Source organism: Streptomyces sp. NBC_00358 (assembly GCF_036099295.1).
GTDB lineage: Bacteria > Actinomycetota > Actinomycetes > Streptomycetales > Streptomycetaceae > Streptomyces.
This window is the reverse complement of the sequence record NZ_CP107976.1, coordinates 5,166,934-5,181,940: the sequence shown is the minus strand read 5'-3', so window position 1 is coordinate 5,181,940 and position 15,007 is coordinate 5,166,934. Positions and strand designations below refer to the sequence as shown.

The following is a 15,007-nucleotide window of genomic DNA, read 5'->3' as shown; positions in this document are numbered from 1 at the left end:
CCGAGGGGCGCCACGACAGCCTCGCTGTCCTGGCGCCCCTCGGCCGACTACTGCCGGTCCGACTGCTACCGGTCCGCCTACTTCCAGCCCGCTTCAAGCCAGAGCTGGTCGAAGTTCGCGTCGCACTGGTTGCCCTGCGCGCAGGAGATCTGAATGGTGTTGGTGCCCTTGTTGAGAGTGATGTCCGCCCAGGTGTTCGTCCACCCCTTCGCGTAGTCGCCCTCCGGGGCGTTGGCGAAGTTCTTCAGGTTGAGCGGGCGGTCCTGGACCTTGCCGTTCACGGTGAGCGTGGCGTTGCCGTCCTTGCCGGGCACGCCGTAGTTGACGTCCAGCGTGTACTTGCCGGCCTTGTCGATACCGCTCACGTTCCAGGTGATGGACGCGCCGACGTTGTTGAACCCGGTGACGTAGACCCCGCCGTCCGCCTTGGCGCCCTTGACGTCGGTCGCCGTCGTCACGCCGGGGCTGAGGTTCAGCGTCTTCGCGTCGGTCTTGGGGAGCGCCACGGCGGCGCCGGGCGCCTTCGTCGTCGTCACGCTCGGGGACGCGCTCTGGGCGGCCGACGGGGTCGTGCCCGCCTGGTCGCCACCCTTGTTGTCGTCCCCGCCGCCCGTCATGGCGACGGCGATGCCGATCACGACGGCGGCGACCACGGCGACCGCGCCGATGAGGAGGCCCTTGGTGTTGGGGCCGCGGCCGCGGCCACCGCCGTCACCGTGGCCGGGCATCGGCGTCCGCGCCGTCTGCGCGCCGCCGGGAGCGGTCTCGGGGGCCCCGTAGTGGGCGTTCGGCTGGCCGTAGCCGCCCTGCTGCGGCACCTGGCCGTAGGGGGCGGTGGGGGCGGTCTGCTGGCCGTAGGTGCCCTGAGCGGTCTGCTGGCCGTACTTGCGCTCGCCGACCGCCCGCACCCGGTTGACCGAGCCCGGGTAGCCGTAGCCGCCGCCTCCAGAGGGCGGCGTGGCTCCGTTGGCCTGCCCGTCGGCGTACAGATAGCCGAACGGGTCGTCGTCCTCGGGCGTGCTCGCGCCGTTGTTGCCGGGCGTCATCCCTTGGTCTCCTCAGCGGGTGCGGTACTGATGCGGTACACGAATGAATGGCGAGCCTACCCGGTCTCGCTGGGCCAAACGGGGGGCCTTCACCGCATCGCCCCACTGACCTGCGTCTTATCCCGCACGCCTGTGTTGTTTGGGACGAGAACGTTTCTCGACGTACATCCGTTCGTCAGCGGATTTCAACACCTCGTCCGCCGTCATCCCGCAGTGTGCCCAGCCGATGCCGAAACTCGCGCCCACGCGGACGGCCCGCCCGTCCACCCTGATGGGCGGGATGATCGCGTTACGCAGGCGCACGGCCAGGTCCTGGGCGTCCGCCCGGCCGAGACCGTCGGCCAGGACCACGAACTCGTCACCGCCGAGCCGGGCCACCGTGTCGCCGTCCCGGACCCCGTGGGTGAGGCGCCGGGCGACCTCGATGAGAACCTCGTCACCCGCGTTGTGCCCGAACCGGTCGTTGATCGACTTGAAGCCGTCGAGGTCGCAGAAGAGCACCGCGAGCCCCTTGGCCCCGTCGTCGGTCTCACCCTCCGGCGCGATGGTGTGCACATGGTGGTCGAAGGCTTCGAACGCCTCGGCACCCGCGCGGAAGTCGAAGCCGTGCCCGTTCCCGTCGTAGGCGGGGTGGCCGTTCTCGTCGTACGCGCCGGACGCAGGCTCCGCGAACTCCCCGTGCCCGTACGCCGCGTCCAGCGAGGCAACCGCGCCGGGCGGCAGGGACTGCGGCCGCCGGCAGAGGCGGGCGCCGAGTCGGGAGCGCAGCTCGGCGGAGTTGGGCAGGCCGGTGAGCGCGTCGTGCGAGGCGCGGTGCGCGAGCTGGAGCTCCCGGCGCTTGCGGTCCTCTATGTCCTCGACGTGGGTGAGCAGGAAGCGGGGGCCGTCGGCGGCGTCCGCGACGACGGAGTTGCGCAGATGGACCCAGACGTACGTGCCGTCGCGCCGCCCGAGCCGCAGCTCGGCCCGGCCGCCCTCGGCGGAGGTCCGCAGCAGGGTGCCGATGTCCTCGGGGTGCACGAGGTCGGAGAAGGAGTAGCGGCGCATCGCCGAGGCGGGCCGGCCGAGCAGCCGGCACAGGGCGTCGTTGGTGCGCAGGATGCGGCCGTGCTGGTCGCCGCCCATCTCCGCGATCGCCATGCCGGACGGGGCGTACTCGAAGGCCTGCCGGAAGGACTCCTCGCTGGCGCGCAGAGCCTGCTGCTCGCGTTCGAGGCGGACCAGCGCGCGCTGCATATTCGCGCGTAGACGTGCGTTGCTGATGGCGATGGCGGCCTGGAAGGCGTACATCTGGAGCGCTTCGCGGCCCCAGGCGCCCGGCCTGCGGCCGTTGCGCGGCCGGTCCACGGACAGCACGCCGATCAGCTCGCCGTGGCTGCTGCCGCCCGTGGAGGGGCTCGCGGTGTACATCGGCGCGAAGAGGCGGTCGGAGGGGTGCCACTCGTCCTCGAAGCGGGGCGCGGGACCGTCCGTGTACCACTGGGGCACGTCGTCCTCGTCGAGGACCCAGCCCTCGGTGTGCGGTATGAACCGGAGGTCGCCCCAGGCCTCGCCCATGGTCAGCCGGCGGTCCCAGGAGGTACGGGAGCCCACGCGGCCGGTGATGAGGGCTTCGGCGGCGGAGTTCCCGGCGAGAGCGGCGACGACGAGATCGCCGTCGGGGCGTACGAGGTTCACGCACGCCAGCTCGTAGCCGAGCCCGGTGACCACGCCGTCGGCGACGGTCTGCAGCGTGTCGGCCAGGCTGCGGGCGGTGTTCATGTCCGCCATCACCTGATGCAGTTGCCGCAGGGTCGCAAGACGGACGTAGGGCTCCGACTCGGTCTCCATTCGCCCTCCCCTCGAGACCTCGCAGCAACTCCAGGGTTCACTCGGCGTACTGGGTGCTCTTCGGTTCCGTGCTGACCTCTCGGCGCTTCCCCTGGAAGCGCTTCACGCCGTACTGCTTGGTAGCTTCCTGCGTAACGCCCCCGCCACTGAATCACAGCGCGCTCCCCACTCGGTACACAGGGTCAACAAAATATGGCTCCTGTGACTCAAGTCACAGCGGAAGATGAGCAATTGAGTGGAGTTTCTGCATTTCACTGTGCGTTTACCAAACGCATTATGGGGCGACTGTGCAGAACCTGTGCACGCTTGAGCCCGTCGAATGAGTACGGATGAGAGTACGGCCGTCCCCACCGCCACTTCCGTCCGCCCCGCCCCACCCTCCGCCGGCTCCGCAACCCGCGCGTTCCCGGCCCTCCTCCGCCCTCCGACCTAGGTCCCGGTTCGGGCCCAGGTCCGATGCGCCACCCGCGGAGCGGAGACTAGCGTTTCAGCGTGCTCACGACCTCCCCTGCCACCCCCCTCATCCCCTCCGTGCATGCTGAGGGGGTGAGCAACGACGAGTTCCGCGACGCCATGACCCGGCTGGCCGCGGGTGTGGTCCTGGTGACCGCGCACGAGCCCGCACTGGCCGCGGACGGACCGGGCGGTGACGACGTCGGCATGACCGCGACCGCGTTCATGTCCGTCTCCCTGGACCCGCCGCTCGTCCTGGTCAGCCTGCGCGAGGGCTCCCGGATGGACGACCTGCTCGACGAACAGCCCCTGTGGGGCGTCTCCGTGCTCTCCGAGAGCCAGCGCCACATCGCGGGCCGCTTCGCCATGAAGGGCCGCATCAGCGACCGGCTCCTCTTCGAGGACCTCCCGTACGTCCGCGGCGAGACGACCGGGGCGCTCCTGATGGGCGGCGCCCTCGCCACCCTGGAGTGCCAAACCGAGCAGCGGATTCCCGCGGGCGACCACACGCTCGTCATCGGCCGCGTCCTGACCGCCCATGTGCCGAGCGCCGACGGCGGCCCCCTGGCGTACTTCAAGGGCCGCTACCGGCAACTGGGCTGAGACCCCCGCACGGCAACGGGACCGAAGCCCCCCGGCGGCGCACGTACGACCTCCCGACGACCGGTCCGGCCGGCAGGACGGGGGCGGGTCGGCGGGACGGGGACGGGTCGGCGGGGACGGGCCGACGGCGTCAGCGGTCCAGGACGGTGACGTCGAGGCGCGCCAGCCGCTCCGGGTCGTTGACGATGTCGATCACCGCGATCCTGCCGTGTACGACCGTGAAGGCGAGAACACCCGCAGGGCGCCCCCCGGTGACCACCACGAGGCCCGCGACGCCGTTCACGAGGGCGGGCCGTGCGATGTGGGCGAGGGTCGCGAAGCTGCTCGCGTTGGAGGCCACCGCGACGGCGCCGGCCGAGACACCCCGCTCCGAGCGGGCCACGACATCCGGGTCCAGGACGGCGACGAGTCCCTCGATGTCGCCTTCGCGGGCCGCCGCGAGGAACGCCTCGACGACCTCCCGCTGCCGGGCCGGATCGGCGTCCGAGACCGGCGCCCCGCCCTGCACCCGGCGGCGGGCCCGGCTGGCGAGCTGACGGGACGCGGCGGGCGTCCGGCCCAGGACGGTCGCGATCTCCTCGAACGGCACGGCGAACAGGTCGTGCAGAACGAAGGAGAGCCGCTCGGCGGGCGTCAGCGTCTCCAGCACGACGAGCAGGGCGAGGCCGACCGAGTCGGCCAGCAGAGCCTGCTGTTCCGGGTCGACCCCGCTGAGCGGACTGAGCACCGGATCGGGCATCCGCACCCCCTGCCACTCCGACGCCGGCTCCAGCGGCTCCTCCCGCCGGGTCCTGCGCGATCGCAACATGTCCAGGCAGACCCGCCCCACCACGGTCGTCAGCCATCCCCCGAGATTGCCGACCCCGTTCGCGTCGGCGCGGCTCAGCCTGAGCCACGCCTCCTGCACGGCGTCGTCGGCCTCGGCGAGAGAACCGAGCATGCGGTAGGCGACGGCCCGCAGACGGCCCCGGTGGCCTTCGAACCGGGTGGCGAGGAAGTCGAGGTCGTCCTCCGCGCGCGCCTTTCCGCCGTCCGCCGTCCGCGTGTCCTTCGCAGAGTCCTCGTGGGCGCTGTCGCTCATCGCTGGTCACCACTCCTTGTCGCGAGCCGTCACGAAGGTGACGGACCACGCGGCGAGGATGTGACAACCGGGGCGGGCAGGGCTGAGCCGGGCTGGGACCTAGCCCCAGTCGCGGCCCGTGCGGCCGCGCTTGGTGTCGGAGCGCTGCTTCTTCTCGCGCAGACGGCGTTCGTTGATGCCGCGGGGGATGCGGGTGGCGCGGCGCGGCTTGGGCGGCGGGGCGGTCGCCTCGGCGAGCAGCGCGGCGAGGCGTACGGCCGCCGTCTCGCGGTTGCGCCACTGGGAGCGGTGCTCGGAGGAACGGACGCTGATGACCCCGTCGACGAGCCGCCCCTCCAGCTTCACGAGGGCGCGGTCCTTCCACACCGGCGGCAGCGCCTCGGTGTTCGCCAGGTCGAAGCGGAGCTCCACCTGCGTGTCGCTGGTGTTGACGTGCTGCCCGCCCGGCCCGCCGGAGCGCGAGAAACGCCAGATGAGCTCGGCCTCGGGCAGGGAGACGGAGCCGCGGATGACATAAGGACCGGACATGTGTTCATGGTCCCGTGCCCGGCCGGTCCGCGTCACCCGGTTTTCGGCGTCTCTCGGAGTGAAGAGGGAGTTCTGGGTAAAAAAGGTAAAGACAGACGGAACCTCGGGTACCCCCCTTGGCGTTCATAGGGGTGACGGTAGCTTCGTCTCCAGTACGAAGCCCGTACTTCACGAGGGAAGGGACTCCCAACAATGGCTGTAAGCCTGTCCAAGGGTGGCAACGTCTCGCTCACCAAGGAGGCTCCGGGCCTGACCGCCGTCACCGTGGGCCTCGGCTGGGATGTCCGCACCACCACGGGCACCGACTTCGACCTCGACGCCTCGGCCATCGCGGTCAACCCCCAGGGCAAGGTCTATTCGGACTCCCACTTCGTCTTCTTCAACAACAAGCAGACCCCCGACCAGACCATCGTCCACACCGGCGACAACACGACGGGTGAGGGTGCCGGCGACGACGAGGCGATCAACGTCAACCTTGCGGGCCTTCCCGCCGACGTCGAGAAGATCGTCTTCCCGGTCTCCATCTACGACGCGGAGAACCGCTCGCAGAACTTCGGGCAGGTCCGCAACGCCTACATCCGCATCGTGAACCAGGCCGGCGGCGCCGAGATCGCCCGCTACGACCTCTCCGAGGACGCGGCCACCGAGACCGCCATGGTCTTCGGCGAGCTCTACCGCAACGGCGCGGAGTGGAAGTTCCGCGCGGTCGGCCAGGGCTACGCCTCGGGCCTGGCGGGCATCGCGCAGGACTTCGGCGTCAGCGTCTGACCCTGAGCGCGCGCTGTGGAAGGAGCCCCCGGACACGCTTCGGCCGGGGGCTCCTCCCATGAGGCCGTACGGGTTCGCGGCACCCGGCGGCTCACGGGTGGGCCGGCTTGCCCTTTCCGTACAGCCAGTCCTTCCAGATCCCGCTGAAGTCCTTGTCCGGCGCGGCCTTTTCGACGTACGCGGTGAAGTCGGCCGTGTCCGCGTTCGCGTGGCGGCGGGTGGCCGCCCAGCCGCGGACGATGCGGTGGAAGGTGTCGTCGCCCACCAGCCGGCGGATCTTGTGCAGGACCATCGCGCCGCGGTAGTAGACGGGCGGGTCGGAGATCTGCGCGGCGCCGGGCGGGTCGGCGGGCGGGAAGGCCCAGATCTCCGCGCTGTCGACCGGTTCGTAATAGTCGCCCTTGTAGAGGGAGTTGAAGATCTCGTCGGCCGAATCACCGCCGTGGTCCTCCTGCCACAGCCACTCCGCGTAGGTGGCGAACCCCTCGTTGAGCCACATGTCCCGCCAGGACTTCGGGGTGACCGAGTCGCCGAACCACTGGTGGGCCAGTTCGTGGACCAGGGTCCTGGTGTCGGGGGCGCCGGGGAAGACGGGGCGGTTCTGGGTCTCCAGGGCGTAGCCCGCGTCGTCGGGGCGGTCCACGATCGCCCCGGTGGAGGAGAAGGGGTACGGGCCGAAGGCCGCCTCCTCCCAGTCCATGATTCCGGGAATCCCGCCGAGGACCTTCCTGCTCGCCTTCGCCTGGGTCGGGTCCACCGCCACGTAGACGGGCAGCCCGTTCTTCGTCCTGGAGCGGGTGATGTCGTATCTGCCGATCGCGAGCGTCGCCAGATAGCTCGCCATCGGTTCGGCCGTGTGCCAGGAGTACGTCGTACGGCCCTTCGCGGTCGCCTCGCTCCTCAGCTCGCCGTTGGAGACGGCCTGGAGCCCCTCGGGGACGGTGATCCCGACGTCGTAGGACGCTTTGTCGGAGGGGTGGTGGTTCCCGGGGAACCAGGCCATCGACCCCGTGGGTTCCCCGAGGGCGAGGGCGCCGTCGGCCGTGCGCAGCCAGCCCTCCTTGGAACGGTCCGGGTCGGTGATCGTCTCGGGGGTGCCGGAGTAGCGGACCGTCGTACGGAACGTCCTCCCCTTGTCGAGGTCGTCGTGCGGGCGCACGGTCAGCTCCTGGCCCGCCCGGCTCCAGCCGGCGCTCCGGCCCTCGACGGTGACGTCCGAGACGTGCAGCCCCAGCAGGTCGAGACGGAAGGCGCTGAGGTCCTCCAGGGCCCGCGCGGTGATCACTGCCGTCCCTGTCAGCCGCTTGTCCCGGGGGTCGTAGGCGAGGGTCAGGCCGTAGTGCGTGACGTCGTACCCGCCGTTGCCCATCTTCGGGAAGTACGGGTCGCCGACCCCGGCGGCGCCGGGCTTGCCGTGCACGTCGTCCCCGCCGCAGGCGGTGAGGCCGACGACGAGCGCGACGGCCAGAGCAAAGGGGACGGTGCGGGAAGATCGGGGCACATCCGCGATCCTAGGCCGCGCCTCCCCCACCCGCGGGGCGAGTCGGCACCCATCGGCCGAAGGCCCCCGGATCGGCCGGAAACCGCCGGGCGGGAAGCCGCACCCCCGGCGTGACACCATCACCTACGTGCTCGACATCGGCTACGCCCTCTCCAACCGCTTCCCCGACCCGCCGCAGACCGACTATCGCCGAGCGGACGTCCACGCGCTGCGGCACGACCTGTTCTGCGGCGATGTCTATCTCGCCGACACCAAGAAGGACCGTGAGGTGTCCACAGGCTGGGGCTGGGTGCCGGTGCTCGACTTCGCGTGGGCGCTGTGCGACATCGTGGAGCAGCTCGACCGCGACCCGCTCGGCAGCAGGGCCTCCCGCCCGCAGCGGGCGGAACTGGACTTCACCGAGTCCACCGACCGCATGCTCTTCGAGCGCCGCTTCGGCTGGGTGGACATCGAGGCCGACTGGATGCCGGGCGACGAGGAGCCGTTGACCTTCTCCCACACCGAGCTGCGCCGCGAGGCCCGAGACTTCCTGCACGACCTGCTCGCGGACCTCACGGACCTGCACGAGGACCTCGCCGAGAACCCGGCGATCTGGACGCTCCAGGCCCGCTTCCCGCGCGTCTCCTGAACCGAGGGGACCGTGCGTCCGTTGTGCTGCGCGTAGAGCGACTCCCGGCACACGGAAGGAAATCTCGGATGCCACCCCAACAACGACGATCCGACCTGGAGACGGGGAACGTCTCGGGTTCCGACGATGAAGGTTCGACCACATCGGTCGGCAGCGTCCACGAGATGCCCTTCGTCGGCGTCCCCGTCGTCAGCGCGGGCAGCGATCACGTCCCTGTTCCCGTCCCGGTCAGCGCCCCGCACGACATGCCTGAGCTCCCCGAGCGCCCGCACCCCCGACATGAGCAGGGCATCTACTACCAGGAGGGCGTCGGCAGGCCCCCGTCCTTCCTGGCGCAGGGCGTGTCCGGAAAGATCTGGCAGTACACCACGGCCACGAAGAACTGGGCCGTGGCGCACGCGGAACCGATCGTTTCGTTCGCGACGAAGGCCCTCCCCTTCGCCACCCAGGTCGCCGGGCTCTACGCCCAGGGCGAGACGGCGAAGCGGCTGCAACAGGCGGCGCCCTATCTGGCCGGGGTCGAGGCGCTCAGCAATATGGGTATCACCGCCTACAAGGCGTACCACGACCCCGACGTGAACCGGGTGCGGGCCGCGGTCAGCGTGCTGGGCAGCGGCGCCACCATCGCCGGAACAGTACTGAGCGCGCAGGCCGCCGATCCCGACAAGACCCGCGAGCAGTTGCAGCAGCTCACGACCTGGGGAACGTCGCTGACCCTCGGCGGTTCCCTGACCAGCTACCAGCAGCGCGCCACCGAGGGCGGCTTCCTGCCGACCGTCGCGTCGCCGGCGGGGACGGCGAGCCTCGGCAGCAACGCGAGCCTGCCCCCCGACACCCTCGCCATGACGGCGGTTCCGACGGCCAACTCCGCCCTGGCGTCGTCGCCGAGCGTGGCCTCCTTGCAGTCGCCGGGTGCGGAGTCCTCCACGGCACACGCGACAGCGACGACCTCGGCCCTCCCTCAGCCGCCGCCGAAGGCCGCGACCGTCGCCAAGCGCGGCGCTGCCGCCCCGTAACCAGGAATCAGCCGACAGCCGGTCCCCGGGACTCCCTCGCAGGGGGCGTCCCGGCAGCGGCTGCCCCTCCACCTTCCCTCCGGTCCCGAGGACATCCCCGCATGCCAGAGAACGCCACCCTGACCGGCGTCCCCGAGGGCGACGAGCACGGCCGAGAACTCCAGCACCCGGCGGAGGCGGCCCCCACCACGGACCTCGCGTCCGGCGACAGCGCCCCGCAACCGGCTCCCCCGCAACCGACCTCGCTGTTCATCCTGTATCTGGAGGGCCCGGAACAGGACGAAGCCCTCTTCCGGCTGACCCTGTGGGTGCGGCACCTCCTGCTGCCGGTGTACGGCCGCGAGGTCACCTCGACGGCGCCCTGGTGCGCGAGCTGGTGGCGGCACCCCGAAGCGGTGGCCCAGTTCTACGGCCTGTGGATGACCTGGCAGGAGCTGACCGGGCCGACGGCCGGGCTGAGCGGTCCCGCGCTGTGGCACCGCGACCACCTCACCCATGTCATGGCCGCGCTGCGCGATCCCGCCGGCCCGTTCGCGGGCTGCAAGGCGGGCCACCGGGACAAGGAGACTCCCTCGATGGACCCCTACCCGGGGTGACCCCGCACCCGTGCCCCCGGGCGTCCATCGGACCGGTCCTGACGGGTTCTAGCCTTCCACTCTGACCCCGAGCGCCGCGGCCAGCACCGGCGCCAGGTCCAGGAGCTGGGCCGTGCTGATGACCGCGCCCGCGAGCCGGTCCACGCCCCGCGCGATGTCCAGCTCCGCCGCCGCGCGCAGGTCCACGTCCACGAGGGTGGCCTCGGTGAGGTCCGCCCCCTTCAGGACGCAGTCCACGAACTCCACGCGCTCCAGCCGGGCGCCGCCGAAGTCCGGCTCGACCAGGACGCAGCCCTCGAAGACGACGTCCTTGAGTCTCGCCGTGCGCAGATTCAGATAGTCGATCTTCCCGCCCCGCACGACCACCCGCTCCAGGACGGAGCCGTGCAACTGGAGCCCGCCGAGGCGGGCGTCGACCAGCTCGACATCGCGCAGCGTCGACTCGGCGAGATCGGTGCCCACACCCCGCAGGCCCGTGAGGACCGAGTCCAGCAGGCGCGCGCGGTGCAGCCGCGTCTCGTCCAGCGCGCAGCCCGTCAGGGCGCAGTCCATGAAGCGGGCTCCCCCGCCGTCCTGCCCTGCGAAGTCCGCGTCCTTGAACTCCAGCCCGTCGTAGTCGCCGTCCGGCTCCAGCTCCGCGCCGTCGTACGGCTCCAGCACCGGCAGTCGTACCTCCGGCCGCCGTGCCGCCTTCAGCCCTGTCCCCGGTGCCTTCGCACCCGTACCGCCGCGCCCGCCCGCCACTCTCCTCGCCATGCCCCCATCCTGCCCGCCGCCACGGACAACCGGCGCCGGCCTGCGAGAACTCCCCGCATGTCACATTCCCGGGTCCTCGGCCGTCCTTATCCACAGGAAAGCCGGCTGCCCTGACGCCGCCGGCCCCGCGCCTCCGCGAGCGCCTTGACCTCAAGCGGGCTTGAGGTCGGAGGGTGGATGTTCGACCGGCCTCACAGACAGCCAGGAGCCCCGATGTACGCGATCCAGCTGCACGCCTTCGGTCCCGCCGAGAATCTCGTCCACGAGCGGACCGAGGACCCCGTGCCGGGGCCCGGCCAGGTCCGTATCGCCGTGGCCGCCGCCGGTGTGCATCTCCTGGACACCGCTCTGCGCGCGGGCATGCGGGGCGGCCCGGCCCCGGTGCCGGCCCTGCCGACGGTCCCCGGCCGCGAGGTCGCCGGAACCGTCGAGTCCCTCGGCGAGGGCGTCGCCGCGCTCTGGCTCGGCAGACGCGTCGTCGCCCATCTCGGCTTCGCCCCGGGCGGCTATGCCGAACTGGCCGTCACCGACGTCGAGCGCCTCCACGACATTCCCGCGAACCTCGACTTCGCGCAGGCCGTCGCCATGATCGGAACAGGCCGTACGGCCATGGGGATCGTGCAGTTCGCCGAGTTCGGCCCCTCCTCCGTGGTCGTCGTGCCCGCCGCCGCGGGCGGCCTCGGCACGCTCCTCGTGCAGTACGCGCACCACGCGGGCGCGACCGTGGTCGGTCTCGCGGGCGGCCCGGAGAAGGTGGCGCGGGCGCGCGCGAACGGCGCCGATCCGGCCGTCGACTACACCGACCCGGGCTGGCCGGAGAAGGTCCGGGCGCACCTCGGCGGCCGGGCGGCGACCGTCGTGCTCGACGGTGTCGGCGGCGACATCGCCCGGGACGCCGTCGCCCTGCTCGGGCCCGGGGGCCGGCACCTCGTCTTCGGGTGGTCCGGCGCGGGCCTGCGCGGCGGCTCCCCGTACCTCGTGGAAGGGGTGTCCGAGCAGGTGCTCGGCCCCGTGATGATGCGGAAGGCCGGCGGACCCGACCCCGTACGGACCCTGGAACTGCGGGCCCTGGCCGAGGCCGCGGCCGGGCGCCTCACCCCGGCCGTCACGCGCTTTCCCCTCGCCGAGGCGGCCTCGGCGCACCGGGCCCTGGAGGACAGGGCCACGATCGGAAAGGTGGTGTTGGAGCCATGACCGCGAGCCCCTGGAACCCGTCCCGCGAGGCCATGTCGTCCAAAGATGCGACTCATCCTGTTTCATGGTCTTCTGAGCGAATGAGTGTCACCCGGACAGGTGAACCAGAAGCGCCCGTGGGTCCCGACCCCCACCGTTGGTGGGCGCTGGTGATCATCGCGCTGGCCCAGTTGATGGTCGTGCTGGACGCGACCATCGTGAACATCGCGCTCCCTTCCGCTCAGCACGACCTCGGCATGTCCGACGGCAACCGGCAGTGGGTCATCACGGCCTACACGCTGGCCTTCGGCGGGCTGCTGCTGCTCGGCGGCCGGATCGCCGACCTCGTCGGCCGCAAACGCACGTTCGTCATCGGGCTGATCGGCTTCGCCGTCGCGTCCGGGATCGGCGGCGCGGCCACCACGTCCGGCATGCTCTTCGGCGCCCGCGCCCTCCAGGGTGCCTTCGCCGCCCTGCTCGCGCCGTCCGCGCTGTCCCTGCTGACCACGACGTTCACCGATCCGAGGGAACGCGGTAAGGCCTTCGGTGTCTACGGAGCGCTGGCGGGCTCGGGTGCGGCGATCGGCTTCATCGTGGGCGGCCTGTTGACGGAGTACCTGAACTGGCGCTGGTGCCTGTACGTCAACATCCCCATCGCGGTCATCACGGTCATCGGCGCGTTCGGACTGCTGCGGGACCGGCCGGGCTTCAAGAACGTCCACCTCGACGTGCCCGGCGCGGTGCTGGGCTGCGGCGGACTGGTGGCGATCGTCTACGGGGTCAGCGAGGCGAACTCGCGCGGCTGGTCGGACCCGCTGGTGCTGGGCCTCATCGCGGGCGGGGCCGCGCTGCTGGTCGCGTTCGTGTGGTGGCAGAACAGGGCACCGAGCCCGCTCCTGCCGCTGCACATCGTCAAGGACCGCAACCGAGCCGGCTGCTTCCTGACGATGGGGCTCGCGGTCATCGCCCTGTTCGGCATGTTCCTGTTCATGACCTACTACCTCCAGGTCATCCTCGGGTACTCGCCGGTCAAGACCGGTCTCGCGTTCCTGCCGCTGACCGTCGCGATCATCATCGGTTCGACGCAGATCTCGGCGCGGCTGCTGCCCCATGTGGCGCCACGCATACTGATGGTGCCGGGCGCGGTCCTCGCCGCCGGCGGCATGGTGATCTTCACGCAGCTCACGGTCAACTCCGACTACGCGGGCCAGTTGCTGCCCGGTCTGCTCCTGATGGGTCTCGGCATGGGCCTGGTCTTCATGCCGGTCTTCGCCACCGCGACCGCCGGGGTCGCCCCGCAGGACGCGGGCGTGACCTCCGCGACGGTCAACACCTCGCAGCAGGTGGGCGGTTCGATCGGTACGGCGCTGCTGAACACCATCGCCACCACGACCAGCACGGCCTACATCGCCGCCCATCTCCACAACCCGTCCCAGAAGGCGCTGATCGTCCGTGAGGGCGTCGTCCACGGCTACACCGTGGCCATCTGGTGGGCGACCGGCATCCTGCTGCTGGCCGGCCTGGTCGCCGGCCTCATGGTCACGGCCAAGGCCCCGAAGCACGCGGCGGCGGGAGCGGCGGTCCCGGAGTCCGTTGGCTGACGGTTCCGGGCCCGGTCAGTGGCGTCCGGCCACCCGGTCCGCGACCCGGGCCAGCCGGGACGACTCGGGGGTGTGGGCGGTCAGTTCGCGGCGGTCGGCCGTGCGGTAGGTCGCGTACATGCCGTGCACGCCGATCCAGCGGAACGGCTCGGGCTCCCACTTGCGGACCTTGTGGTTCACCCAGGGCAGGGTGGTCAGGCCGGTCGCGCCCGCCTCGCCGGAGTCCTGCCGCACGAGGTCGCGCAGGGTGCGGGCGGCGAGGTTGGCGGTGGCGACGCCGGAGCCGACGTAGCCGCCGGCCCAGCCGAGGCCCGTCGAGCGGTCCAGGGTGACCGTGGCGCACCAGTCGCGCGGGACGCCGAGGACACCCGACCAGGCGTGGGCCACCGGGACACCGGTCAGCGACGGGAAGAAGCGGACCAGGATCTCGTACAGGGCGTCGATGGTCGACTGCTGGGTGCGGCCGTCGTTGTCTGTGCGCGAGCCGAAGCGGTACGGGACACCGCGGCCGCCGAGCGCGATGCGGTCGTCGGCGGTGCGCTGGGCGTACATGTACGCGTGCGCCATGTCGCCGAGCGTCTCGCGGCCCTCCCAGCCGATCCCGGCCCACTGGCCCGCGGTCAGCGGTTCCGTCGCGATCATGGAGGAGTTCATCGGCAGCCAGGTGCGCTTCTGGCCCTTGAGGTTCGCGGTGAAGCCCTCGGTGCAGCGCAGGACGTAGGGGGCGCGGACGGTGCCGTACGGCGTCACCGCGTGCCCCGGGCGGATCTCGGTCACCGGCGTCTGCTCGTGGATGGTGACGCCGAGCGCCTCGACGGCCGCGGCGAGGCCCTTGACCAGTTTCACCGGGTGCAGCCGGGCCCCGTGCGGGGTCCAGGCCGAGCCCACCGCGTCCGCGACCCGGATCCGCTCGGCGGTCTCCTTCGCGCCGTACAGCTCGCGGTCCTTCTCGCCGTACGACAGCTCGTGCGCGTGGAAGGCCTTGAGCCGGGCCAGCTGCGCGGGCGTGTACGCCACCTCCAGGACACCGCCCTGGTGGATGTCGGCCTCGATGCCCTCCTCGGCCGCCACCCGGACGACCTCGTCCACGGTGTCGTTCATGGCCTGCTGGAGGCGTACGGCCGCCTCCCGGCCGTGCAGCCTCGCGTACCGGTCGCGGCCCGCGATGCCGTTGTAGAGCCAGCCGCCGTTGCGCCCCGAGGCGCCGTAGCCGCAGAACTTCTGCTCCAGGACGGTGACGCGCAGGGAGGGGGCCGCCTTCTTCAGGTAGTACGCGGTCCACAGTCCGGTGTAGCCGCCGCCGACCACGACGACGTCGGCGGACCCGTCGCCGGGCAGGGGTTCCCGGGGGGCGGGAAGGCCGTCGTCCGCGTACCAGAAGGAGATGCCGCCGTTCACTGCCTTGCTCGCCGAACTGCTCATGAGCC

14 protein-coding genes are annotated in these 15,007 nt (G+C 71.4%); 7 read left to right on the top strand and 7 right to left on the bottom strand.

The features are described 5' to 3' along the window. Nucleotides 1-77: 77 nt before the first annotated feature. Nucleotides 78-1,046: a CBM35 domain-containing protein gene (locus tag OHT01_RS21985; RefSeq protein ID WP_328554829.1), complete on the bottom strand. Its 969-nt coding sequence runs from the start codon at nt 1,044-1,046 to the stop codon at nt 78-80. A 117-nt stretch (nt 1,047-1,163) separates the two neighbouring features. After that, nucleotides 1,164-2,876 (bottom strand): diguanylate cyclase CdgB, encoded by a 1,713-nt coding sequence (cdgB, locus tag OHT01_RS21980; RefSeq protein WP_328554828.1) that lies wholly within the window; start codon nt 2,874-2,876, stop codon nt 1,164-1,166. A 546-nt stretch (nt 2,877-3,422) separates the two neighbouring features. Here cdgB and OHT01_RS21975 point away from each other — a divergent pair. Then, nucleotides 3,423-3,932 carry a flavin reductase family protein gene (locus OHT01_RS21975; RefSeq protein ID WP_328554827.1) on the top strand — a complete coding sequence of 170 codons (510 nt, stop codon included), beginning with the start codon at nt 3,423-3,425 and terminating at the stop codon, nt 3,930-3,932. A gap of 130 nt (nt 3,933-4,062) precedes the next feature. On the opposite strand, the gene OHT01_RS21970 is transcribed toward OHT01_RS21975, so the two are convergent. Both OHT01_RS21970 and arfB read right to left on the bottom strand, forming a co-directional pair. Continuing rightward, nucleotides 4,063-5,013, bottom strand: a complete 951-nt coding sequence (locus tag OHT01_RS21970; RefSeq protein ID WP_328554826.1) for a sigma-70 family RNA polymerase sigma factor — start codon at nt 5,011-5,013, stop codon at nt 4,063-4,065. Between the two features lie 99 nt (nt 5,014-5,112). Continuing rightward, nucleotides 5,113-5,541, bottom strand: coding sequence for an alternative ribosome rescue aminoacyl-tRNA hydrolase ArfB (gene arfB / locus OHT01_RS21965; protein ID WP_328554825.1), 429 nt, complete (start codon nt 5,539-5,541; stop codon nt 5,113-5,115). A 192-nt stretch (nt 5,542-5,733) separates the two neighbouring features. Between arfB and OHT01_RS21960 the strand changes: the two genes are divergently transcribed. After that, on the top strand, nt 5,734-6,309 hold the full coding sequence (locus OHT01_RS21960; RefSeq protein ID WP_328554824.1) for a TerD family protein: 576 nt from the start codon (nt 5,734-5,736) through the stop codon (nt 6,307-6,309). Nucleotides 6,310-6,400: 91 nt separating this feature from the next. Here the strand turns inward: OHT01_RS21960 and OHT01_RS21955 are convergent, their stop codons facing one another. After that, nucleotides 6,401-7,810: a M1 family metallopeptidase gene (locus OHT01_RS21955; protein ID WP_328554823.1), complete on the bottom strand. Its 1,410-nt coding sequence runs from the start codon at nt 7,808-7,810 to the stop codon at nt 6,401-6,403. Nucleotides 7,811-7,937: 127 nt separating this feature from the next. On the opposite strand from OHT01_RS21955, the gene OHT01_RS21950 reads away from it, so the two are divergent. The 3 genes from OHT01_RS21950 (at nt 7,938) to OHT01_RS21940 (ending at nt 10,050) form a co-directional block, all read left to right on the top strand. After that, nucleotides 7,938-8,438 carry a hypothetical protein gene (locus OHT01_RS21950; protein ID WP_328554822.1) on the top strand — a complete coding sequence of 167 codons (501 nt, stop codon included), beginning with the start codon at nt 7,938-7,940 and terminating at the stop codon, nt 8,436-8,438. Nucleotides 8,439-8,506: 68 nt separating this feature from the next. After that, nucleotides 8,507-9,454 (top strand): hypothetical protein, encoded by a 948-nt coding sequence (locus tag OHT01_RS21945; RefSeq protein ID WP_328554821.1) that lies wholly within the window; start codon nt 8,507-8,509, stop codon nt 9,452-9,454. A 101-nt stretch (nt 9,455-9,555) separates the two neighbouring features. Continuing rightward, nucleotides 9,556-10,050 (top strand): DUF4913 domain-containing protein, encoded by a 495-nt coding sequence (locus tag OHT01_RS21940; RefSeq protein WP_443043425.1) that lies wholly within the window; start codon nt 9,556-9,558, stop codon nt 10,048-10,050. Nucleotides 10,051-10,098: 48 nt separating this feature from the next. Here the strand turns inward: OHT01_RS21940 and OHT01_RS21935 are convergent, their stop codons facing one another. Beyond that, on the bottom strand, nt 10,099-10,806 hold the full coding sequence (locus OHT01_RS21935; RefSeq protein WP_328554820.1) for a pentapeptide repeat-containing protein: 708 nt from the start codon (nt 10,804-10,806) through the stop codon (nt 10,099-10,101). 213 nt (nt 10,807-11,019) lie between these two features. On the opposite strand from OHT01_RS21935, the gene OHT01_RS21930 reads away from it, so the two are divergent. Both OHT01_RS21930 and OHT01_RS21925 read left to right on the top strand, forming a co-directional pair. Continuing rightward, a complete protein-coding gene (locus OHT01_RS21930) occupies nt 11,020-12,000 on the top strand; it encodes a zinc-binding dehydrogenase (RefSeq protein ID WP_328554819.1) in 981 nt (326 codons plus the stop codon). A gap of 80 nt (nt 12,001-12,080) precedes the next feature. Next, nucleotides 12,081-13,580 carry an MFS transporter gene (locus tag OHT01_RS21925; protein WP_328554818.1) on the top strand — a complete coding sequence of 500 codons (1,500 nt, stop codon included), beginning with the start codon at nt 12,081-12,083 and terminating at the stop codon, nt 13,578-13,580. 15 nt (nt 13,581-13,595) lie between these two features. Here OHT01_RS21925 and OHT01_RS21920 read toward each other — a convergent pair whose 3' ends face one another. After that, nucleotides 13,596-15,002 (bottom strand): NAD(P)/FAD-dependent oxidoreductase, encoded by a 1,407-nt coding sequence (locus OHT01_RS21920; RefSeq protein WP_328554817.1) that lies wholly within the window; start codon nt 15,000-15,002, stop codon nt 13,596-13,598. Nucleotides 15,003-15,007: the final 5 nt, after the last annotated feature.